At 68.7% G+C, this 21,773-nt stretch carries 24 protein-coding genes and 1 pseudogene; 7 read left to right on the top strand and 18 right to left on the bottom strand.

From position 1 onward, the window contains the following. Positions 1–441 precede the first annotated feature (441 nt). From J7J50_RS24285 to fabG, 8 genes are all read right to left on the bottom strand, one after another. Positions 442–801: a PilZ domain-containing protein gene (locus J7J50_RS24285; RefSeq protein ID WP_057942360.1), complete on the bottom strand. Its 360-nt coding sequence runs from the start codon at positions 799–801 to the stop codon at positions 442–444. Further along, positions 798–1,772: a DNA polymerase III subunit delta' gene (locus tag J7J50_RS24280; RefSeq protein WP_215059855.1), complete on the bottom strand. Its 975-nt coding sequence runs from the start codon at positions 1,770–1,772 to the stop codon at positions 798–800. The genes J7J50_RS24285 and J7J50_RS24280 overlap by 4 nt, the downstream gene beginning before the upstream one ends. Continuing rightward, positions 1,769–2,416 (bottom strand): dTMP kinase, encoded by a 648-nt coding sequence (gene tmk, locus J7J50_RS24275; protein WP_215059857.1) that lies wholly within the window; start codon positions 2,414–2,416, stop codon positions 1,769–1,771. The genes J7J50_RS24280 and tmk overlap by 4 nt, the downstream gene beginning before the upstream one ends. Continuing rightward, entirely contained in the window at positions 2,413–3,591 is a 1,179-nt protein-coding gene (gene mltG, locus J7J50_RS24270) for an endolytic transglycosylase MltG (RefSeq protein ID WP_343222568.1), read from the bottom strand. Before mltG ends, tmk begins: the two co-directional genes overlap by 4 nt. Before the next feature lie 64 nt (positions 3,592–3,655). Beyond that, positions 3,656–4,489, bottom strand: a complete 834-nt coding sequence (gene pabC / locus J7J50_RS24265) for an aminodeoxychorismate lyase (RefSeq protein ID WP_251044709.1) — start codon at positions 4,487–4,489, stop codon at positions 3,656–3,658. A gap of 125 nt (positions 4,490–4,614) precedes the next feature. Next, positions 4,615–5,868: a beta-ketoacyl-ACP synthase II gene (gene fabF / locus J7J50_RS24260; protein ID WP_215059859.1), complete on the bottom strand. Its 1,254-nt coding sequence runs from the start codon at positions 5,866–5,868 to the stop codon at positions 4,615–4,617. Positions 5,869–6,050: 182 nt separating this feature from the next. Next, complete coding sequence (gene acpP, locus J7J50_RS24255; RefSeq protein ID WP_031373652.1) at positions 6,051–6,290, bottom strand: acyl carrier protein; 240 nt, start codon at positions 6,288–6,290, stop codon at positions 6,051–6,053. A 130-nt stretch (positions 6,291–6,420) separates the two neighbouring features. Beyond that, positions 6,421–7,167 (bottom strand): 3-oxoacyl-ACP reductase FabG, encoded by a 747-nt coding sequence (fabG, locus tag J7J50_RS24250; RefSeq protein WP_215059862.1) that lies wholly within the window; start codon positions 7,165–7,167, stop codon positions 6,421–6,423. 214 nt (positions 7,168–7,381) lie between these two features. Here fabG and J7J50_RS24245 point away from each other — a divergent pair, with 214 nt between their 5' ends. Continuing rightward, the gene (locus J7J50_RS24245; RefSeq protein ID WP_215059864.1) at positions 7,382–7,531 is read left to right on the top strand and encodes an SDR family oxidoreductase; all 150 of its coding nucleotides are present in this window, start codon (positions 7,382–7,384) and stop codon (positions 7,529–7,531) included. 25 nt (positions 7,532–7,556) lie between these two features. On the opposite strand, the gene fabD is transcribed toward J7J50_RS24245, so the two are convergent. From fabD to J7J50_RS24225, 4 genes are all read right to left on the bottom strand, one after another. After that, the gene (fabD, locus tag J7J50_RS24240) at positions 7,557–8,498 is read right to left on the bottom strand and encodes an ACP S-malonyltransferase (RefSeq protein WP_215059867.1); all 942 of its coding nucleotides are present in this window, start codon (positions 8,496–8,498) and stop codon (positions 7,557–7,559) included. A 426-nt stretch (positions 8,499–8,924) separates the two neighbouring features. Beyond that, positions 8,925–9,905 carry a beta-ketoacyl-ACP synthase III gene (locus tag J7J50_RS24235; RefSeq protein ID WP_215059869.1) on the bottom strand — a complete coding sequence of 327 codons (981 nt, stop codon included), beginning with the start codon at positions 9,903–9,905 and terminating at the stop codon, positions 8,925–8,927. A 269-nt stretch (positions 9,906–10,174) separates the two neighbouring features. Then, positions 10,175–10,372: a 50S ribosomal protein L32 gene (gene rpmF / locus J7J50_RS24230; protein WP_057942352.1), complete on the bottom strand. Its 198-nt coding sequence runs from the start codon at positions 10,370–10,372 to the stop codon at positions 10,175–10,177. Positions 10,373–10,487: 115 nt separating this feature from the next. Further along, the gene (locus J7J50_RS24225; protein ID WP_215059871.1) at positions 10,488–11,012 is read right to left on the bottom strand and encodes a YceD family protein; all 525 of its coding nucleotides are present in this window, start codon (positions 11,010–11,012) and stop codon (positions 10,488–10,490) included. Between the two features lie 127 nt (positions 11,013–11,139). Here J7J50_RS24225 and J7J50_RS24220 point away from each other — a divergent pair, with 127 nt between their 5' ends. Both J7J50_RS24220 and J7J50_RS24215 read left to right on the top strand, forming a co-directional pair. Next, positions 11,140–11,502: a hypothetical protein gene (locus J7J50_RS24220; protein ID WP_215059873.1), complete on the top strand. Its 363-nt coding sequence runs from the start codon at positions 11,140–11,142 to the stop codon at positions 11,500–11,502. Between the two features lie 119 nt (positions 11,503–11,621). Further along, entirely contained in the window at positions 11,622–12,200 is a 579-nt protein-coding gene (locus J7J50_RS24215) for a Maf family nucleotide pyrophosphatase (protein ID WP_215059875.1), read from the top strand. Between the two features lie 216 nt (positions 12,201–12,416). Here the strand turns inward: J7J50_RS24215 and J7J50_RS24210 are convergent, their stop codons facing one another. Continuing rightward, the gene (locus J7J50_RS24210) at positions 12,417–14,285 is read right to left on the bottom strand and encodes a glycosyltransferase family 39 protein (RefSeq protein ID WP_215059877.1); all 1,869 of its coding nucleotides are present in this window, start codon (positions 14,283–14,285) and stop codon (positions 12,417–12,419) included. A gap of 369 nt (positions 14,286–14,654) precedes the next feature. Between J7J50_RS24210 and J7J50_RS24205 the strand changes: the two genes are divergently transcribed. The 4 genes from J7J50_RS24205 to J7J50_RS24190 are packed head-to-tail and all read left to right on the top strand — an operon-like array spanning position 14,655 to position 19,084. Further along, complete coding sequence (locus tag J7J50_RS24205; protein WP_343222569.1) at positions 14,655–15,575, top strand: AAA family ATPase; 921 nt, start codon at positions 14,655–14,657, stop codon at positions 15,573–15,575. Positions 15,576–15,634: 59 nt separating this feature from the next. Further along, positions 15,635–16,603, top strand: coding sequence for a DUF58 domain-containing protein (locus J7J50_RS24200; protein ID WP_215059892.1), 969 nt, complete (start codon positions 15,635–15,637; stop codon positions 16,601–16,603). Then, positions 16,596–18,602: a DUF3488 and transglutaminase-like domain-containing protein gene (locus J7J50_RS24195; RefSeq protein WP_215059881.1), complete on the top strand. Its 2,007-nt coding sequence runs from the start codon at positions 16,596–16,598 to the stop codon at positions 18,600–18,602. Before J7J50_RS24200 ends, J7J50_RS24195 begins: the two co-directional genes overlap by 8 nt. Then, complete coding sequence (locus J7J50_RS24190) at positions 18,599–19,084, top strand: Slp family lipoprotein (protein ID WP_215059883.1); 486 nt, start codon at positions 18,599–18,601, stop codon at positions 19,082–19,084. The genes J7J50_RS24195 and J7J50_RS24190 overlap by 4 nt, the downstream gene beginning before the upstream one ends. 320 nt (positions 19,085–19,404) lie before the next feature. Here J7J50_RS24190 and J7J50_RS24185 read toward each other — a convergent pair whose 3' ends face one another. The 5 genes and pseudogenes from J7J50_RS24185 to J7J50_RS24165 all read right to left on the bottom strand — a co-directional run. Beyond that, a complete protein-coding gene (locus tag J7J50_RS24185; protein WP_215059885.1) occupies positions 19,405–19,758 on the bottom strand; it encodes a histidine triad nucleotide-binding protein in 354 nt (117 codons plus the stop codon). Positions 19,759–19,872: 114 nt separating this feature from the next. Then, a complete protein-coding gene (recR, locus tag J7J50_RS24180) occupies positions 19,873–20,469 on the bottom strand; it encodes a recombination mediator RecR (RefSeq protein ID WP_057942344.1) in 597 nt (198 codons plus the stop codon). 37 nt (positions 20,470–20,506) lie between these two features. Further along, positions 20,507–20,740, bottom strand: a complete 234-nt coding sequence (locus tag J7J50_RS24175; protein WP_215059887.1) for a hypothetical protein — start codon at positions 20,738–20,740, stop codon at positions 20,507–20,509. Positions 20,741–20,765: 25 nt separating this feature from the next. Beyond that, entirely contained in the window at positions 20,766–21,086 is a 321-nt protein-coding gene (locus tag J7J50_RS24170; RefSeq protein WP_057942342.1) for a YbaB/EbfC family nucleoid-associated protein, read from the bottom strand. Between the two features lie 153 nt (positions 21,087–21,239). After that, positions 21,240–21,773: pseudogene (locus J7J50_RS24165) on the bottom strand (DNA polymerase III subunit gamma/tau); the annotation flags it as partial.

Genomic DNA, 21,773 nt, shown 5'->3' with positions numbered 1-21,773 from the left:
GCGGGTCACTTTCTTTGTCCAAAGCGACAAAGTCCCACGGGATTTCCTTCGGTCAAAAGTAACCAAAGAAAGGGCTTTAGCTGTTTCGAATCAAGAGCCACGAGTGCGATGCCTACGCAGGCAGGTGCCACATTGGGCATCCTGCCCAAGGTGGCACCCGGCGCACGTCCATGTGCGCCGCCCTCCGGGTGTCCCTGGTCTCGCGAGTAACGAGCCACGCCCAGCAACGACAACAGCAAAAGCAAAGCCGAAGCCGAAGCCGAAGCCGAAGCCGAAGCCGAAGCCGAAGCCGAAACAAAATCTCAGCAACAGCAACAAAGGCAACCGCAACCGCAACCGCAACCGCAGAGAGCATCCCGATTCCGCGGAAACGAAAAAGCCGCGCAATGCGCGGCTTTTTCCAAACATATCGGATCGATCAAGAGCCCAAACGCCCCCCAACTACATCGTATGCGTAGGCCGCTCCGCCCCCAACGTCCCCGCCAACAACGCCTCGATCTTCCCCTTGACCGCATCGCCCTCCGCCGTCTCGGCGAACTGCACGCCGATGCCCGCCGCGCGATGCCCCTGCGCCCCGGTCGGCGTCACCCACACGACCTTGCCCGCGACCGGCAAACGCTCGGTGGACTCGGGCAACGTCAGCAGCAGGAAGACCTCGTCGCCGAGGAAATAACGCTTGGGAGTGGCGATGAAAATGCCGCCGTATTTCAGGAACGGCATGTACGCGCTGTACAGCGCCGCCTTGTCCTTGATCGTCAGCGACAAAATACCCTGCCGCGCTGCGCCCGCCGTTGCATTCATGCCCTGCTCCCTCCCCCGGCGCGGCGGCTTTCGTCCGCGCGCCAGGCCATCAACAATTCCACTACCGCCAGATCCGCGCGTACCGTGGTTCGCAACAGGTCGCGGGTCCGGTTGGCGCGATCGAACCAAGTCGCAAGACTGCGCGCGCGCGCCGGGTCGGTCAAGCCGGAAGCGGCCTCGGCGAGCGCGATGTCCGACGCGTGTCGCAGACGCAGGGCCGCATGCTCGTCGCCGGTCCAGCGCTGCGCGACTTCCGGCGCCGAGGTCTCGCCGCGCGCAAGCTTGCTCAGATCGGCGGCGACTTCGCGGCGCAGCTTGAGTCCGTCGCCGCTCAACCATTCGTGCGCCAGGCCCGGATGCCCGCGCGCAGCCTCGAAGGCTTCGCGGACGGCGGCGTCGCCATGGCCCTGCGCTTGCAGCCATGTCAGCGCCTCCTCCGCCTGCGGCAGGCGGAACTCCAGGCGCTGGCAGCGGCTGCGGATCGTCGCCGGCAGGCGCGCAGGATGCGAGCTCACCAGCCACAGATAACGGCCCGGCACCGGCTCTTCTAGGGTCTTGAGCAAAGCGTTGCAGGCGGCGGTATTGATCGAATCGGCCGGGTCGATGATCGCGATCTGGGCGCCGCCGTATTGCGGCGTCAGCGACAACCGCTCGGACAGATTGCGGATCTGCTCGATCACGATCTCGGTGCGCAGCCGCGTGCCTTCCTTGTTCGGGACGAAACTCACCAGTTGATAGTCCGGGTGGGTTCCGGCCGCCAGCAGCAAACAGCTGCGGCAGCGGCCGCAGGGATCGCCCTGTGCGCTGCGCTCGCGGCACAGCAGGCCGTGGGCGAGACGCTCGGCGACCGCGCGCTTGCCCAACTGCGCCGGGCCGCAGAACAGCAGGCCGTGGCCGAGGCGGCCGGCACCGATGGAAGCCTTGGCCTGATCGTAGATACGTTGCTGCCAGGGCGCGAACACAGCGCTCATCGCGCAGCCTCCGTGGCCGCGAGCAGCGCGCGCAGACGCGCGACGGCCTGCGCGGCGACCGCGTCGGCCGGCTGGCTCGCGTCGATCACTTCGAAACGTTGCGGCTCGGCCGCGGCGCGATCGCGATAGCCCTGGCGCACGCGTTCGAAGAAATCGTTGCGCTCGCCTTCGATGCGATCGGCGGCGCCGCGGCCGCGCATGCGCTGCAGGCCGACTTCCACCGGAACATCCAACAGCAAGGTCAGCGCGGGGCGGATGCCGACCACGCGCCGCTCCAGGTCGGCGATGAAATCCAGGTCCAGGCCGCGGCCGGCGCCCTGATAGGCGTAGCTGGCGTCGGTGAAGCGATCGCTGACCACCCAGGCGCCGCGCTGCAGCGCCGGCAGGATCGTCGCGCGCACGTGCTGGGCGCGCGCGGCGAAGGCCAGCAACAGTTCGGTTTCGGCGACGGCCGCTTCGTGATGGGTGTCGAGCATCAGGCCGCGAATCTGCTCGGCCAGCGGCGTGCCGCCGGGCTCGCGGGTGTAGACCGCTTCGATGCCGGCCGCTTCGAGCGCGCCGCGCAAGGCCGCCAGCACGGTCGATTTGCCGGCGCCTTCGCCGCCTTCCAAGGTGATCAGGCGCGGCTGCGTGAGCAAGCTCATCGCGTCGCTCCCGGCACGGGCCGGGTGGATGCGGGTTGCGCAGAAGCAGGCGACGCGTCGGCCGCTTCTTCCAGCACCGCCTTGCCCTCTTCCGGTTGGCCGCGGGTCTGGTTCTGCCGGTAGCGCTGCAGATACAGCCGCACGTTGGCCTGATGCTGGGCGTAGGTCGCGGCGAACAGGCTGCGGCCGCTGCCGTCGCCGGAGGCGACGAAGAACAGCGCATCGCCCGGCGCCGGATTGGCGGTCGCCTTGAGCGCGGCCAGGCCCGGCATCGCGATCGGCGTCGGCGGCAGGCCGACGCGGGTGTAGGTGTTGTACGGCGTATCGGTCTGCAGATCGCGCTTGCGGATGTTGCCGTCGTAGCTCGGGCCGAGGCCGTAGATCACGGTCGGATCGGTCTCCAGCTTCATGCCCCGCTTGAGCCGGCGCTCGAACAGGCCGGCGATCTGCGAACGCTCGGCGGGAATGCCGGTTTCCTTCTCGACGATCGACGCCATGATCAACAACTCGGCCGGGCTCTTGAGCACGCTGTCTTGGTCGCGCGCCTTCCAGGCCGCGGCGACCGCCTTGTCCATCGAATCGGCGGCGCGCTTGAGCACGTCCACGTCGCTGTCGCCGCCGGTGTACTGATAGGTCTCCGGCAGGAAGCGACCTTCCGGATGCTGGCCGGCGCGGCCGATTTCCTTCATCAGCGCCGAATCGTCGAGCTGCCCGGCGCGCCGCTTGAGCGGCGTGGCGCGCGCCAGCGCGGCGCGCAGGTCGCGCATGTTCCAGCCTTCGACGATGGTGAAGCGATGGCTGATGACCTTGCCGTCGCGCATCGCGATCAGCAGCGCGCGCGGGCTGGTGCCCGGTTCCAGCGAATATTCGCCGACCTGCAGGCGCCCGGCCGCGCCGAGCTGCTTGGCCAGCGCGCGCCATTGCAGTTCCTCGGCCTGATCGCCTTCGCCTTGATTCACGCCGAGCGCGCGCAGCTTGCGCACCACCACCGGCAGCGAATCGCCGCGTTCGACCAGCAGGGTCTGCCCGGTCTGCAATCCGCTCATCGGCGCGTTGGCGAAGCTCTCATAGCGCTGCCACAGCCACACACCGGCCGCGGCCAGCGCCGCCAGCAGCAACACGATCACGATCAGACAACCGCAGCCACGCTTGCGGCCTTTTTCCTTTGCTGCCACGAAACCTCCTAAACGATCCGGACCCGCCGCGCCGGCGCGGACCGCCGTCCGCGCGGGCGGCGGCTCAGTCTGCGACCGGGACGAAGGCGGGATGGGCCGCGCCGAGCCGGCGCCGCAGCCCGGCCAGGGCCGGATGCGGCGCCCATTGCCGCTCGCCGAGCCGCGCCACGGGCAGGATACCGCGCACGGCGTTGCACAGGAAAATCGCCTCGGCGCGTTGCAGATCGTCCGGGTTCAGGCGCTCGACCCGGGCCTGGGCGATCTCGAGCAGGAATTCGCGGCAAACGCCGGCGACGCCGCAGCGATCCAGCGGCGGCGTGCGCCACTGTCCGTCGATCAGCGCGAACACATTGGCCGCGGTCGCGCAGACCACTTCGCCAGCTCGATCGCGCAGCAGGCCTTCGTCGATCGCCGGATCGTCCCATTCCGCGCGCGCCAGCACCTGCTCCAGGCGGTTGCAGTGCTTCAGGCCGGCCAGGGCGGGTTGCTCGGACAGGCGCAGATCGCACCAGCGCAGGGTCAGCCCCGAAGCCGGCGGCGCCGTCGGCAGCGGATGGCGCGACAGGACCCAGATCGGCCGCGCCTGCGCCGGCGGCGCATAGCCGCGCCCGCCTTCGCCGCGGCTGAGGATGAGCTTGAGTACGGCATCGGCGCCGTCGAGCATCGCCGCGGCCTGCTCGCGCACGACGTCCTGATCGGGCAGCGCCAGGCGCAGGCGCTGGGCGCCGCGCGACAGCCGCGCCCAATGCGAGTCCCACCACGGCAGCTGGCCGCGATGCGCGCGCATCGTTTCGAACAGGCCGTCGCCGTAGGCATGGCCGCGGTCGAACGGCGACAGCGCGTCGATGCGTTGATCGCCGCGGAAAACCCGGGCTTGGTTCATGGCGGCGGTCGTCATGGCGGGCATCCTACGCGTTGCCGCGCGGGTTGTAGAAACGCGTCGCGCGAGACATCCGCGGCCGCGAAAACGACAAGGCCCGCGCGGACCGAAGCCGGCGCGGGCCCGGTCTGGCGCGCTCGCGGTCAGATCCGCTTGAACACCAGCGTGCCGTTGGTGCCGCCGAAGCCGAAGCCGTTGGAGACGGTGATATCGACCTTGGCGTCGCGCGCGGTGTTGGGCACGTAATCCAGGTCGCAGCCCTCGCCCGCTTCGTCCAGGTTGATGGTCGGCGGGATGATGTTGTGATGCAGCGCCAACACCGAGAAGATCGCCTCGGCGCCGCCGGCCGCGCCGAGCAGATGCCCGGTCATCGACTTGGTCGAGCTGACCATGGTCTTGTAGGCGTGGTCGCCCAGCGCGCGCTTGATCGCCAGCGTTTCGGCCAGATCGCCGAGCGGCGTGGAGGTGCCGTGCGCGTTGAGGTAACCCACTTCCTCGGCATTGATGCCGGCGTCCTTGAGCGCGGCGACCATGCAGCGGGCCGGGCCTTCGCCGTTCTCGCTGGGCGCGGTCATGTGGAACGCGTCGGAGGTGGCGCCGAAACCGGCCAGCTCGCAGTAGATGCGCGCGCCGCGCGCCTTGGCGCGCTCGTACTCTTCCAGCACCAGAATGCCGGCGCCGTCGCCGAGCACGAAGCCGTCGCGTTCCTTGTCCCACGGCCGCGAGGCGCGGGTGGGATCGTCGTTGCGCGTGGACATCGCCTTCATCGAACAGAAACCGCCGACCGAGGTCGGCGAGGAGCCGCGCTCGGCGCCGCCGGCGACCATGACGTCGGCATCGCCGTACTGGATCATGCGCATGGCCATGCCGATGGAATGGTTGGACGTGGCGCAGGCCGATACGGCGGAGAAATTCGGGCCCTTGATGCCGGTCAGCAGCGAGACCTGGCCGGGCAGCATGTTGATGATGGTGCTGGGCACGTAGAACGGCGAAATCTTGCGCGGGCCGCCTTCGTGGTACTTGATGGTCTGCTCTTCGATGCCGAGCAGGCCGCCGATGCCCGAGCCGATCAGCGCGCCGATGCGCTCGGCGTTGGAGTCGTCGACGACGATACCGGCATCCTGCAACGCCATCAGCGAGGCGGCGACGCCGTAATGGATGAACTCTTCCATCTTCTTCGCGTCCTTCGTGCTCACCCCGAAGCGGGTGATGTCGAAGTCGCGTACTTCACCGGCGATGCGGGTGGTGAACAGCGCCGGATCGAAATGAGTGATCGGGCCGATGCCCGAGCGGCCGTTGACGATGCCATCCCAGCTGCTGGCGACATCGTTGCCCAGCGGGGAGATCAGGCCGAGGCCGGTGACGACCACGCGGCGATTGAAGGAACGGTTGGACATGCAGCGTTACCTCTGTTGAATCCGTCTGCGTACGCTACGCCGGCGTACTGACCGGCCGTAAAAGCACGGGGCCGCAATGCGGCCCCGAGTTGTTGCTTATAGATCGGCCACGATGCATGCGCAACGGTGGCTGCGCGAGGACCGCACGCGTTTCAGGCGCGTGCGGGCTTCGCTCAGGCGCCTTACGACTTGACGTGCGCCTTGACGTAATCGATCGCCTGCTGCACCGAGGTGATCTTCTCGGCTTCTTCATCCGGAATCTCGCACTCGAACTCTTCTTCGAGTGCCATCACCAGCTCGACGGTGTCGAGCGAATCTGCGCCGAGGTCGTCGACGAACGAAGCGTTGTTGGTGACTTCTTCTTCCTTGACGCCGAGTTGTTCGACCACGATCTTCTTGACGCGTTCTTCGATGCTGCTCATGGATGTTGCTCCTCCCGTGAGGGGTTTTTCGATGGAATAGTCTAATGGAATCGAGAGGTTTCGCGAGGCCGGCCCCCGGCCTGTTGGAAACCCCTTAGGGTTCAATCGCTTACCAGCCTACGCCAAGGCGTCAGGGCATGTACATGCCGCCGTTGACGTGGAGTGTTTCGCCGGTGATGTAGGCCGCCCCGGGGCTGGCCAGGAATGCCACCGCCCGGGCGATGTCGGCCGGTTCGCCGAAGCGGCCCAGCGCGATCTGGTCGAGCATGGCCTTCTTCGCGTCCTCGGGCAGCTCGCGGGTCATGTCGGTGTCGATGAAACCGGGCGCAACGACATTGACCGTGACGCCACGGCTGCCGATCTCGCGCGCCATCGATTTGCTGAAGGCGATCACGCCGGCCTTGGCCGCGGCGTAATTGGCCTGGCCGGCATTGCCGGTCACGCCGACCACCGAGGCGATATTGATGATGCGGCCCTTGCGCGCCTTCATCATCGTGCGCATCACCGCCTTGCTGGTGCGGTAGACGCTGCTCAGGTTGGTGTCGAGGATGGCCTGCCAGTCGTCGTCCTTCATCCGCATCAACAGGTTGTCGCGGGTGATGCCGGCGTTGTTGACCAGGATCGAGATCGCGCCGATCTCCTTGCTGACGCCGTCGATCAGCGCCTCGATCGAGGCGGCCTCGGCGACGTTGACGACGCGGCCGTGGCCGCCGTGCGCGGCCAGGCGCGCGGCGATGGCCTGGGCGCCGGCTTCGCTGGTCGCGGTGCCGATCACGGTCGCGCCCTGCGCGGCCAATTCGTCGGCGATGGCCGCGCCGATGCCGCGGCTGGCGCCGGTCACCAAGGCGATTTCGCCCGAAAGCGGGGGGGGGCTCATGCATTCACTCCGTTCAAAACATACTCCGGTGCGGACTGGGACTGCGCGCGGACGCGAGATCGGGCGGGCCCCGATCCTGTCGGGTTACGGCTGTCGGCCCAGCGCCGCGGCCGTCGCCGCGCGGGCGCCGGGCCGGACGATGTTGCGACCGCAGCAAAGCGTACAGGCTGGGAAGGGCGTTGAGTAGCGCGCGCGGGGCCGCCCGAGCGATGAAATGAAGTCTTTCCTGGCCGGCCAGTCGCCGATGCAGCGCATGTCCGAGCCGGAGGAAATCGCCAACGCCACCGTGCGGCCGTGTTCGCACGAGGCTTACGGCGTCACCGGCGTGACCTTGCCGGTGGACGGCGGCATCGCGGCGAAATAAGCCCGGCGCGGCGCGCTCGCGCGGCTCAGCGCCAGTCGGCGAGCGCGCCCTCGAATTCCGCCGGCGTTCCGATCGCGCGGCCTTCGATGGCCTTGTCGATGCGCTTGACCAACCCGGACAAAACCTTGCCGGGGCCGGATTCGGCGATGCGCTCGACGCCGCGCGCCGACAGCGCCTGCACGCAACCGGTCCAGCGCACCGGCAGATACAGCTGGCGCACCAGCGCCTCGCGGATCGCCTCGAGGCTGTCGTGGACCTGGGCATCGACGTTCTGCACCACCGGCAACGCCGGCGCGTGCCAGTTCAAACCGGCCATGGCTTCGCCCAATCGATTCGCGGCTTCGCGCATCAGCGGCGTATGCGAGGGCACGCTGACGGCGAGCTTCACCGCCTTGCGCACGCCGGCCTCGGCCAGGCGGATCAGCGCCTTGTCGACCGCGTCGGCATGGCCGCCGATCACGATCTGGCCCGGCGAGTTGTAATTGGCCGGCACCACCACCTGCGTGCCCGACACGGCCTGGCAGACCTCCTCGACCAGCGCGTCCTCGGCGCCGAGCACCGCGGCCATCGCGCCGACGCCGGCCGGCGCGGCTTCCTGCATCAACTGGCCGCGCAGGCGCACCAGATGCGCGCCGTCGCGCAGCGACAAGGCGCCGGCCGCGACCAGCGCGGTGTATTCGCCCAGGCTGTGACCGGCCAGCACCGACGGCTGCGCGCCGCCTTGGGCCTGCCACACGCGCCACACCGCCACGCCGGCCGCGAGCAGCGCCGGCTGGGTGTATTCGGTGCGATTGAGCATTTCTTCCGGGCCGCCCTGGCTCAGCGCCCACAGGTCCGCGCCGGCACCGTCGCTGGCTTCGCTGAACGCCTCGCGGACTTGCGGATGCAATTCCGACAACTCGGCCAGCATGCCCAGCGATTGCGAGCCTTGGCCCGGAAAGACGAAAGAAAGTCGCTGATCGCTCACGCGTGCTGCCGAATCGATGTGGAAGGCGAATGATACGGGCGAAAAGCGGCGATCGTCTGTACCCGGCGGTACGGGGTCACGCAGCGTCGCAAAGTGACGTGAGCGGTGATGGGCGAAGCGGTGTCCGCGGTCGTCGCGGCGCCATCGGATCAGCGTGTGGATTCAGCCGTTTTACGCATCGATTCGTCGTGGCGGAATCGATCGGCGTCGCGCGGATGCGTTCGCGTTGCGAACCGATGCGAACTTGCGCGGCGCCTGCGCAATTTAACGAATGCGAATGAAAGCTTTCGACGGTTTTCGCCTGCGTGCACGCATCGCATTACGCGCGTGACGTCCGACGCGCGCGCACGAAAACGGCGGCTTTCGCCGCCGTTCGTTCGCATCCGGACATCGTCCGCGCGCCGCGCCGCGGCGCCCTCGCCGGACTCAGTAGCGCAGCAGCGCCGAGCCCCAGGTGAAACCGCCGCCGAACGCTTCCAGCAGCAGCAACTGGCCGCGCTGGACCTTGCCCGAGCGCACCGCTTCGTCCAGCGCCAGCGGCACCGAACCCGAAGAGGTGTTGCCATGGCGGTCCACGGTCACGATCACCCGCTCCATCGGCATGTCCAGGCGCTTGGCCGTGGCTTCGATGATGCGCAGATTGGCTTGGTGCGGGATCAGCCAGTCGATTTCGTGACGATCCAGGCCATTGGCTTCCAGGGTCTCTTCGACCACCGAGTCCAGCGCTTTGACCGCGTACTTGAACACTTCGTTGCCGGTCATCAGCACTTTCACGCCGGCGTTGTGTTCTTCCGGCTTGAAGCCGACCGAAACGCCGACCGGGTTCCACAGCAGCTCTTTCTTGCCGCCGTCGGCGTGCAGATGGGTGCTGAGGATGCCGGTTTCGCTGTCGGCCTTGAGCACCACCGCGCCGGCGCCGTCGCCGAACAACACGCAGGTCGCGCGGTCGCTCCAGTCGAGCATGCGGGTGAGCGTTTCCGAGCCGACCACGAGCACGGTCTTGGACGCGCCGGAACGGATGAACTTGTCCGCGACGGTCAGCGCATAGACGAAGCCCGAGCAGGCCGCGTTGACGTCGAACGCCGCGCAGCCGTTGGCGCCCAGGCGGTGCTGCAGCAGGCAGGCGCTGGACGGGAAAATCAGGTCCGGGGTGGTGGTTCCGAAAACGATCAGGTCGATCTCGGAGGCGTCCACGCCGGCGGCTTCGAGCGCGCGCGTGGCGGCATGGAAGCCCAGATCGACCGTGGTCTCGCCTTCGGCGGCGACATGACGCTCGCGGATGCCGGTGCGGCTGACGATCCATTCGTCGCTGGTTTCGACGAATTGGGCGAGGTCGGCGTTGGTCAACACCTTTTCCGGCAGGTAGCTGCCGGTACCCGCGATACGGGCGTAAATCCGATCTGTCATCACCACTCCGCGCAGTTGCCGTGCGGCGACCCGAGCGGCGGGCGTCGTTCGATCGGACGCAGGCCCGCGCGGACCACCGGAAAACAGGACCGCCAGCCTGAGCTGGCGGTGAAACGGGGCCGCGGCGGCCGCAGGTCTGTTGTCACGCGGACGCGTCCGGGGAGGACGGTCCGATCGGTGCCGGCCCGATGCGATAGCGCATCGTCTCCGGCCCAGATCGGCGGCGACGCGCACCCGTCGGGGGCGCGGCGCGGCGTGCGGGAAGAGGCTTACTCTTCGTCGGCGACCGTCGAGGACTTGGTGTCGATGACCTTCTTGCCACGGTAGTAACCGTCGGCGGTCACGTGGTGGCGGATGTGGGTCTCGCCGGTGGTCGGGTCGGTGGCCAGCTGCTTGCTGGTCAGCGCGTCGTGGGCGCGGCGCTGGCCGCGGCGGGACGGGGAAACGCGGGACTTCTGAACAGCCATGATCTTGCTCCGGAAAAGCGGTCGAAACCTGAGGTGGATAGCGTTAGCCCGATTAGCAGGAGCTTGCTGACTCGCCTGCAGGTCGGAGTGGAACGATGTGAAACGAATACTTGCGTCAGTTCTTTTTCTTCAGCGAGGACAGTCCCGCGAACGGGTTGACGCTGTCCAGCTCGGCCTGCGGGGCCGGCCAGTCGGCTTCGACCGCCTCGCTGCCCGGCGCTATCGGCACCACCGGCACGGCGAGGATCAGCTCGTCCTCGACCAGTTCCGCGGCCCGCAGCATGCCGTCTTCGGGCATCAGCAACGGCTCGTAACCCTCCGGCAGCGAGGCCTCGTCGGCCTCCTCGCGGATCAGCCCCAGGCGCTGGACGATCTGCACCGGCAACAGGAACCGTTCCAGCGTGCGCTGGCACAGCAACGGCAGTTCGGTGACGATCTTCAGCTCGACATAGGGGACTTTCAGTGAATCGCTGTCGAAATCCAGCGAATACTCCACGAAGCCCTGCGTATCGAGCAGCACGCCTTGCAACCGGGTCAGGGCCGACAACGGCAGACGGCCTTCCACACCGCGCCGTGCCGCCACCAGGCGCCAGGCATCCAAAGCTTCGGGCACCCGCCCAGGTGGTACATGCGCTGACATAAGCCGCGGAATGTTAGAGACCGTGCGGGGCGCTGTCAAACCGTAAGCCCCGGCCGGCGCAGGGATTTGCCGCCGGCCGGGGCGGACGTGCAGACTTCCGGCCATTGTTCCCGCGTCGAGCCCCACCTTGACCAACCTCCTGTTCATGATTCTGGCCGTGCTGGCGGTGGCGTCCGCGGCCGTGCTGTTGTACCTGCCGGTGCGGCGCCAGCGGGCAATGCGCGAGGTTCTGGACGCCGCCGACGCGCTGGAAGCCCGCCTGCGCGTGGCCCGCGCCGAAATCGAAGCGGTCGCCGGCGACGAAGGCCGCGACCCGGTCGGCGACGCCATGCGCGAGATGCTGCGCCAGCGCCTGTGGCTGCGCGACCACGGCCGCCGCGCCAGCCTGAACCAGCTGGTCGAGGTGCGCGCCTCGATCGACGACGCCCGCAGCCGGATCGAGCAGCAGCTGAACAAGATCGAGCAGGCCCGGGCCGCGCCGCTGGCCTAATGGTCGCGACACTGCCTGAGATTGCGCGCCGGCGATCCGCGCGGCCGACGGGCCTGCGCGGCCTGCCCCGGCCGGATCGCCCGCGCTCATGCCGCCACCTCCCTTATCTGAGCCCCCGCATGCCCGCCCCTCTCCTGCTCGCCTCCACCTCGGTCTACCGCCGCGAACTGCTGACCCGGCTGGGCTTGCCGTTCGATGTCGCGCGGCCGGACACGGACGAAACCCCGCAGCCCGGCGAGGCTCCGGCCGCACTGGCCCAACGCCTGGCCGTGGCCAAGGCGGCGGCGGTCGCGGCCCAGCATCCGCAGGCCTGGGTGATCGGCTCGGACCAGGTCGCCGAGTTCGACGGCCGGCCGATCGGCAAACCCGGCGGTCGCGACGGCGCGCTGGCGCAACTGGCGGCGATGTCGGGTCGCGAAGTGCGCTTCGTGACCGGCTTGTGCGTGGCGCGGCATGCGCAGGCGCCGCTGATCGCGCTGGACATCACCGTCGTGCGCTTTCGTCGGCTCAGCTATGCGGAGATCGAACGCTATGTCGATGCGGAGCAGCCTTACGACTGCGCCGGCAGTTTCAAATCGGAAGGATTGGGAATCGCCTTGTTCGATGCGGTCGAATCGAGCGATCCGACCGCGTTGATCGGCTTGCCGCTGATCGCAACGGCGCGGTTGTTGCGCGAGGCGGGGTATTCGTTGCCCTGAGTGTTGCTGCGACGCGCCTCGAAGTTTTTTGTAGGAGGGCTTCAGCCCCGATGCTTTTCGATCAGAGGCTGTAGTGGCATAGCGGCTGATCGAAAAGCATCGGGGCTGAAGCCCCTCCCACAAAAGCCGCCCCACCCACAAAAGCCGCCCCACCCACAAAAACAGCTCCATCCACAAAAGCAGCCCACTCAGAAAGCAACTTCCGCCGCGCAGCGCTCAGCGCCGCCCGACCTCGATCGGCTGCTCCGCCCAATCTTCGACGCTGCCGTCGCGCCCATGCAGGCGCAGCCCCAGCCAATGCCGGCCCGCCGGCTCGGCGTCCAGCGCGACCTTGGCGGTGAAACCGACCCTGGGATGCTGCGGGTCGCCCGAACGGCTGCCATCGGCGAGCTTCCAGTACTCGCGCACGCCCGGCAGTTCGCCGCCGTACTCGGCCTGGGCGACGACACGGCCGTCGAGCATCACCTCCACGCGCTGCAGACCGACGCCGTCCTTGAACGCCCAGCCGCCGACCTGGAATTCGCGTCCGACCTTGCGGCCCGCCGCCGGCGTGTCGATCCAGGCCATCGCCGGCGTGGTGCACGCGCCTTCGCGCGGCTTGCCGTCGAAAGCGAACAAGGCGAAGCGCTGGCGGCCGTGATCGACGTTGATCGTCTGCGGCGGCGGCAACGGCCCGACCATCGCGCACAAGTCGTGATAGCGCTGCAGCAGGTTCTTGTATTCGACCTCGGTCACGCCGACCACCAACAACACCGGCTTGCCGTCCCAGTCGGCGCGGCCGGCGCTGTGCAAGCCCCACAACTGCAACTGCGGCGCGCGCCCGTGCTTGTGGTTGATCGGATGATCGAGCACGGCGATGCGCGGATCGTCCAGGGCGAAACCCAGCTCGGCGCCGACCTTGAAATTGTCCGCGACGATGCGCGTGCCCGCCGGCATCGCCTGTTGCCGTGCGCGCACCTTGCGCGCGAGTTCGTCCCAGCCGGCGAAATTGGACGGATACCATTTCTCGCCGGCGCTGCGCGCGCGCAGTTCCGGCATCGACACCGCGACGTAGTAGCCGAGCATCGCCAGCAAGGTCGCGCCGGCCAGTCCCGCGGTCAGGCCGCGCGCCCAGCCGGGCCAGCGCGCCAGCACCATCGGCAGCAGCGGCAACAGGGCCAGGAATCCCGGCAACGGCCAGTGGAAGCTGACCCGCTCGGTGTCGGCGAAGAACCCCAGCACGAAGAAGCCCAGCACCACCAGGCTGCCCAGCAGCGCCAGATAGCGCGTCACCGGCGAGGGATCGCGCGCGCCGCGCCAGCCGGCGAGCGCGAGCGCGGCGAACAGCAATGGCGTGACCAGCAGCGCCTGGATCGCGACGAACCACAGGCCATCGACATGGAACGACCACGGATGCCGTTCGACCAACTGGAAACGCAGGCCGGCGTCGGCGTTGTCCATGTTCCACGCCACCAGCGGCGCCCAGGCCGAAGCGCCGATGGCGACGGCGATGATCACCCGCACATCGCGCAGCGCGCGGCGGCCCTCGGGCAGCAGCATCAGCGCGACGAAGCCGACCCCGATCACGGCGATGAAGCGGTAATGGCTCAACGCGCCCAGGGCGAGGCCGGCGGCGAGTTCGACCGCGCTGCGCGCATCGACCTCGCGCAACAGCCGAGCGCCCGCGTCCAGGCACAGCAAAGTCGCCAGCGCCATCATCGCGTCGGGCAAGGCGAGCACGCCCAGCGTGCCCGACAGCGGCAGCAGCAAACCGTAGCAACCGGCGAGCCAACCGCTGCGCTCGCCGAATTCGCGCGCGGCGATGCGCGCCAACAGCCACGGCACCAGGGCGGCGATCAACAGAAACGGCGCGCGCAGGGCCAGGGTGTGATTGCCGCCGAGCTCCACACCCAGCCGCGCCAACCAGGCGGTCAGCCCGGGCAGATCCGAGTAGGCGGCGGCCGGATGACGGCCTTCCTGCCAATAAAACGCCTCATCGACGAACAAGGGCAGCTTCGCGGCGACGGCGAGCTTGAGCAGCAACACCAGCGTCCACAACGCCCAGAACATCTTGCGCATCGCGCTGGCTTCGTCCTTGTCCCGCATCGGCACCCGACCTCGCTACACTCTGGATGGATTTCGACCCGCCGCGGCGGCGTCGGTTCGCGGCAGGTCCGCGCTCCGTCCGCTTCCGCTGCCGCATGGCGATACGCGCTTTCGGGCGCGACCGCTGGCGACGGTTTGTTGACGCGCATCCCAGAAGTCCGGCATCGAGCCGCGCTTCGGGCTGTCTCGGCGCGAACCGCGCGCGATCATGCCAACCACGCAGCGCCGGCATGCCTTGCAACGCGATCGCCGCAGATACAACGCGGCGAGCCACGCTCGACCTTACAGACTCAGGATCCAGGCAAGATGACGGCAGGCCCGATAATCGCAAACAAGACCGCACCGAGCAGCGCGCACCTCAACGCGAGCATCCTAACCGATGGCCTGCGCGCGGCCCTTGAACAAGCCCAGGCCCAGGTCAACAGCCTGGTGCTGGGCAAGGCGCAGGCGGTGCGGCTGGCTTTCGTCGCGCTGTTCTCCGACGGGCACCTGCTGATCGAGGATCTGCCGGGCCTGGGCAAGACCACGCTCGCGCACGCGCTCGCCGCGACCTTGGGCCTGGAATTCCAGCGCGTGCAATTCACCTCCGATCTTTTGCCGGCCGACGTGGTCGGCGTGTCGGTGTTCGATCCGACCTCGCGCCAGTTCGAGTTCCATTCCGGCCCGGTGTTCACCCAGGTGCTGCTGGCGGACGAAATCAACCGCGCGCCGCCGCGCACCCAGAGCGCGCTGCTGGAAGCGATGGCCGAGCATCAGGTCACCGTGGACGGCCGCACCCATGCCCTGCCCGATCCGTTCTTCGTGATCGCCACGCAGAATCCGGTGGATCTGTCCGGCACCTATCCCTTGCCCGATTCGCAGCTCGACCGCTTCCTGCTGCGCCTGCAACTGGGGTATCCGGACGAAGCCGCCGAGCGCGATCTGCTGGCCGGCGCCGATCGCCGCAATCTGATCGCCCAGACCCGGCCGGTGCTGAGCGGCGAGGACGTGCTGGCGGTGCGCCGTGCGGTCGATGCGGTGTATGTCGGCGAATCGCTGATCGCCTACGTGCAGGCGCTGCTCGCGCGCAGCCGCAAGCATCCGGGCGTGCGCGTGGGCCTGTCCCCGCGCGCCGGCCTGGCGCTGTTGCGCGCCGCGCGCGCCTACGCGCTGCTGCTGGGCCGCGCCCACGTGGTGCCCGAGGACGTGCAGGCCTTGTTCGCCGCGGTCGCCTCGCATCGTCTGGTGGCCGAAGCCGATGCCGCGCCGGACATCGCCAAATCCATCCTCTACGCGGTCGCGGTGAACTGAGCGCGGCGATGGCGGCCCGGCCGGACCCACACGCCCACGGCGAGGCGGCCGCGACCTCGCTGCGCGCGCGCTATGCGCGGGCGATGCGCGCACGCATGCTGTCGCTGACCCGGCCGCGCCGGCCCGAGCCGTTGCCGGTGCGGTTCGACCGCCGCCGCATCTACGTGCTGCCGACCGGATTCGGCGCGTTCTACGGCGCCTTGCTCGCGGCGATGCTGATGGGCGCGCTGAACTACAACAACAACCCGGCCTTCCTGCTGGCGCTGCTGCTCGGCGGCGCCGGGTTGGCCAGTCTGATCGCCGCGCAGTTGCAACTGGCCGGGCTCAGCATCGTCGCCATCGACGCCGAACCGGTCCCGGCCGGCACGCCGCTGCTGGTGCGCGTGCATGCGCGCGCCGCGCCCGATCGCATTCGCCGCGGCCTGCGCGTGGACGATGTCGGCGCGCTGGGCGCTGAGCCGGCCCGGCTGGATCTGGATCAGGGCGCCGGCGAAGCCGAGCTGCGCATCGCTACTTATCAACGCGGCTGGTTGGACTTGCCCAAGCTGCGCATGTCCACCACCCGTCCGCTGGGCCTGGCGCGGGCGTGGTCGCACGTGTGGCCGGAAGCACCACTGCTGGTGTACCCGATGCCGGAACTGCAGGGCCCGCCGCTGCCGGTCGGCGGCGGCGATCAGGCGGTGACGCGGCTGCATCCCAGCGGCGACGACGTGCATCACCTGCGCGCGTATCGCCCCGGCGACGCGCGCCGGGCGATCGCGTGGAAGCATTCGGCGCGCCGCGACATGCTGCTGGTGCGCGAATACGAGCAACCGCTCGGCGCCGATGTCGAACTCGAATGGCAGCGCCTGACCGGCCTCAACCAGGAAGCGCGCATCTCGCGGCTGGCGCGCTGGGTCGATGAGGCCGAACGCGACGGCTGCCGCTATCGCCTGAGCCTGCCGAACCAGCCCGCGCTCGGCCCCGGCAACGGCGCCGCCCACCGCCACGCCTGCCTGCGCGCCCTGGCGCTGATGCCGCATGGCTGAGCCGCACCTCGCCACCGCTCTGGAACCAGGCTCGCGGCGCTGGGCGCTGCTGGCCGGCGCGAGCTGTTTGTTGCCGCTGCTGCTGCAGTTGCCGGTGCAGATCGCGATTTCCATCGCGGTCGTCGGCATCGGCGTGGGCGTGTTGTCCTGGCGCAAGCCGCTGCCGGCGCTGCTGCGGCTGACGATGGTGATCGGGCTGGTCGGCGCGGTGCTGCTGATGACCCACTTCGCCATCGGCCGCGACACCGGCTGCGCCCTGCTCGCGGCGATGTTCGCGCTCAAGCCGTCGGAAACCTACACCCTGCGCGATGCGCGCAGCCTGATCGGCTTCGCCCTGTTCGGCCCGTTCGCGACCTTCCTGCTCGATCAAGGGCCGATGTCGCTGGCGCTGGGCATGGCCGCGGCAGTGTTCTCGCTGGCGACTTTGCAGCGTCTGGCGGAAATCGAATCGCGCCCGCCGCCCGGCCGCGCCGCCGAGCCGTCGCTGTCGCATTGGCAGCGCCTGTTCGCGATCGGCCGCCTGATCGGCATCGGCCTGCCGCTGGCGCTGGCGGTGTTCTGGCTGTTCCCGCGCCTGAGTTCGCCGTTGTGGGGCGTGCCCGAACGCGCGCTGTCGCGGCCCGGCCTGTCGGACCGGATGTCGCCGGGCGAGATGGTCGATCTGATGAACGACGAGACGGTGACGCTGCGCGCGCGCTTCAACGGGAGCGCGCCGCCGACCTCGCAGATGTACTGGCGCGGGCCGGTGCTGTGGAACTTCGACGGCCGCACCTGGACCCAGCCGCGCTGGTTCCGCAGCATTCCCGCGGCCGCGACGACGCCATCCAAGACCGTGTGGGACTACGAGTTGGAAGTCGAGCCCACCGACGATCGCCAGTTCGTCGCCCTCGACCTGCCGCTGGCCGCGCCGGCCAACGCGCAGTTGTCGCTGGATCACGGCATCTACGCGCAGCGCCCGTTGAGCGCGCTCAGCCGTTGGCACATCCGTTCTTCGCCGCCGGCCGCATACGAGCCGCAGTTGCGCTCGGTGCTGCGCCGCGCCGCGCTGGACCTGCCGCGCGGCTACAACCCGCGCACGCTGGCGCTGGCCCAGCGCTGGCGCGCCGAGGCCGGCGCCAACGATGCCGCCATCGTCGATCGGGCGATGACGATGATCCATCGCGAATTCGCCTACACCCTGGCCACGCCGCTGCTCGGCCGCGATTCGGTGGACGAGTTCCTGTTCGACCAGAAGGCCGGTTTCTGCGAGCACTTCAGTTCCTCGTTCGTGGTGCTGATGCGCGCCGCCGGCATTCCCGCGCGGGTGGTCACCGGTTATGCCGGCGGCTACTACAACCCGGTCGGCCGCTACTGGCTGGTGCGCCGTTCCGATGCGCACGCCTGGGCCGAGGTCTGGCTGCAGGGGCGCGGCTGGGTGCGGGTCGATCCGACCGCGGCGGTGGCGCCCGAGCGCATCTACGACACCCTGGCCGACCGCACGCCGGGCGCGGGCGGCCTGTTCGGCGGGATCGGCGCGGCGACGCCGTTGTTCAATCTCAGCGACTGGGTTCGTCGCGGCTGGAACGATTTCGTGCTCGGCTTCGACGCCAGCCGCCAGGAGCGGCTGTTGCAGCCGTTCGGCGTGGACAAGCTGGACAGCGGCAAGCTGATCGTGCTGTTCGTGCTGTTCGCCAGCGCCGCCGGCGCGTGGATGGTCTGGCTCAGCAGCCGCGGCGAGCGCCAGCGCGACCCGGTCCTGCGCGCCTGGCATGCGCTGGGCCGGCGCTACCGCAAGCTCGGCCTGGAGCGCGAACCGCACGAACCGGCGCTGGCCTGGGCTGAACGTGTCGGAAAGACGCGTCCCGATTTGGGCATAAGCCTGTTGCAACTCAGCCAACAGTTCAGCGATTGGCGGTACGCTGATGGCCAACCCGGGCGGCGCGAGGCCCGAGAACTGCGCAACGAACTGGTCCGGGCGCTACGCGCGCACCGCCCCGGCCGAACAGGAGAACGTCGATGAAGCTCCGTCTTGTCTTGATAGCCGCCGGCGCAGCGCTGCTCAGCGCCTGCGTCTCGGCGCCCCAACCGCTGCAGGGGGCGTTTTCGCCTCTCACCCCGGCCGACGCGACCGCCACCGACAGCACCGGCTCGGTGGTGCGCTGGGGCGGCCGTATCGTCAATGTGGAACCGCAGGCCAACCGCACCTGCTTCGAAATGATCTCGACCCGCCTGGGCGATTCCGCGCGCCCGTACTGGGCCACCGACGACACCGGCGGCCGCTTCCTGGCCTGCCGCACCGGTTTCTACGATCCGGCGTTGTTCGAGAAGAACCGCGAGGTGACCTTCACCGGTCGCATCGCCGGTTACGAATCGCGTCGCATCGGCGAATACGACTACCGTTTCCCGCGCCTGGACGCCGACGTGGTCTATCTGTGGCCGGTGCGCCAGCAGGTGGACGTGATCGAACGCCCGGCGCCGTGGCCATGGTGGGGCTGGTGGTGAGCCGCGGGCGATAAGTCATCGCCATGAGTGATGGATCGGAGGCGCGAAAGCGCCTTCGGTCGTTTTGGATTCTTGGTTTGGGCTAGGGTTTTGGACGCGCGCTTGTCAATTCGCCCCCTTTGAAAAAGGGGGCTGGCGCCTGCGTCGATCGGCTCCAGGCGAATGCATCTGCGCTGGGGGATTTGCTTTGGATTGAGGCGCGGCGATCTGCCGGCAAAAGCTAAATCCCCCCTTGCCCCCTTTTTCAAAGGGGGGAACAGCACGGGCTTGGGGGAGGGGATGGTGCTCGCGGTCGTCGTGCGCGGCGAATATCGCGCCACTCAGCGCGGCGTACCGAACCGTCCCAGCGTCGCGCCGGCCAGCAAATGCAGATGCAACTGAAACACCGTCTGCCCACCGTGCCCATTGCAGTTCATGACGATGCGATAACCATCCTCGGCGAAACCTTGTCGCTGCGCATACGCCGCGGCCGCGTGCGCGAGCTTGCCGACTATCGCGGCCTGATCGGGCTGCAGATCGTTGAGCGTGGCGATCGGCGTCTTCGGCACGAACAGCACGTGCACCGGCGCTTGCGGGGCGATGTCGTTGAACGCGACCAGATCGTCGTCTTCGTAGACGATGTCGGCCGGCAGTTCGCGACGGATGATCTTGCCGAAGATGGTGGTGTCGGTCATGGCGGGCCGGGAACCGGAAATGGGGAAGAAGGAATCGTAACGCTACAACGTAACCGCAACGCTGTTCGCTCTACCGATTCTCCATTCCCGATTCTCGATTCCCGCCGGCCGGCCTCAACCCATCTCGCTGCGGCTGCCGAAGGCATGCGACAAGGTTCCGCGATCGACGTATTCCAGCTCGCCGCCCAGCGGCACGCCGTGCGCCAGCCGGCTCGGCCTGACGTTGTGCTGGCGCGCCAGCTGCGCCAGGTAATGCGCGGTGGCCTCGCCCTCGACCGTGGGATTGGTGGCGACGATCAGTTCCTGCACCTCGCCCTCGGCCAGGCGATCGGCCAGTTTGTCCAAACCCAGTTCGCGCGGGCCGATCCCGTCCAGCGGGCTCAACCGGCCCTGCAAAATGAAATACAGGCCGCGATAACCGGTGGCCTGCTCGATCGCCAGGCGATCGGCCGGCGATTCCACCGCGCACAGCAGATGCGCGTCGCGCGAGGCGCTGGCGCAGGTCGAACAGACTTCGGTTTCGCTGAAATCGCGGCAGCGCGCGCAGTGGCCGATCTTCTCGATCGCCTCGCTGAGCGCGTCGGCCAGACGCTGGCCGCCGGCGCGCTCGCGTTCGAGCACGTGGTAGGCCATGCGCTGCGCCGACTTCTGCCCCACGCCCGGCAACACCCGGAACGCGTCGATCAACTGTTCGAGCAGAGCGCTGCTCATGCGCGCACCCCCATGGCTGCGGCGGCGGGCGCGGCGCTCACTCGGAGGTCGTGAAATTGCTGCGCGCGGCCGGCTCGCGATTCATCGCCCGCACCACGTTGAGGCAGACGATCGCGCCCAGCAGCGGGACCAGCCACACGAACGCCGACTGGATGCCCTTCTGCATGCCGGTCAGGTCCGGCTCGCGCCAGATCGCCCAGGTCGTGTAGAGGTCCAGGCCCAGCAGGGCCGCGGCGACCAGGCTGGCGGTGATGCCTAAATGAAGTCCCATGGAGAAGCGTCCGATCGCAGGAGGATTAGAACGGCAGCTTCATGCCGGGCGGCATCGGCATGCCGGCGGTCGCGGCCGACATCTTGGTCTGCGACTCGGCATTGATCTTGTTGACCGCGTCGTTGAAGGCCGCGGCGATCAGATCCTCGACCATTTCCTGGTCGCTCAGCACGCTGGGATCGATACGCACCTTGCGGCACTCCATGCGACCGGTGACGGTCACGCTGACCATGCCGCCGCCGGCGCTGCCGGTGACTTCGATCTTGGCCAGTTCTTCCTGAGCGCGCTGCACGTTTTCCTGCATCTTCTGCGCTTGTTGCATGAGTTGGGCGATATTGCCGCGCATGTGGTCCTGCCTTTGCTGTGGGTCGGTGGATCGTGGCGCCGCGAGTCTGCCACGGTGCGATGTCAGTCATGGGTTGGGGTCGCCGCCGGCCGCACGCAAGGGCGCGGACGCGGCGGAACCCGTTCGGGCGCGGCCCGAAGCCGCCGGCCCGGGTCAGGCCTCGTCGAAGGGGCGGATCGAATCGGGCACGACCTTGGCGCCGTAATCGTCGATCAGACGGCGCACGTCGGGGTCGTTCATGAACATGTCCTCGGCATCGGCCTGGCGCTGGTCGCGCGCGCGCTGGTTGCGCGCGTGCAGCGATTCGCCGGCCTGGGCGGCCTCGAAGCGGATCTGCGGGGCGAGGCCCAGGCGCGCGGCCAGCGAGTCGGCGACCATCTTGATCAGCGCCGGCGCCTTGAGATGCTCATCGTTCGGGCCCAGCGCCAAGGTCAGCACGCCGTCGGCATAACTGACGAAGCCGGCATGTTCGGCGAGGATGCGCGAGGGACCGCGCAAGCCGCTGGCATCGACGATCGCGTGCCAGGCCATGTCGTCGGCGATGCCGACGCCCGCGCTGGCCGCGGCGGGGCGCGGCGGCATGGTGATCGCGGCCGGCGCGGCGGCGCCGAAGATGTCGTCGCGCGGCGGTTCGCGATGCGCGGGCTCGGCTTGGGCGGGCGTGGCCTGGACCGGCTCCGGGGCCGG

Origin of the sequence: Lysobacter sp. ISL-50 (assembly GCF_018612875.1) — a bacterium.
Taxonomy (GTDB): Bacteria; Pseudomonadota; Gammaproteobacteria; order Xanthomonadales; family Xanthomonadaceae; genus Lysobacter.
This window is presented reverse-complemented; position numbering and strand designations above follow the sequence as displayed.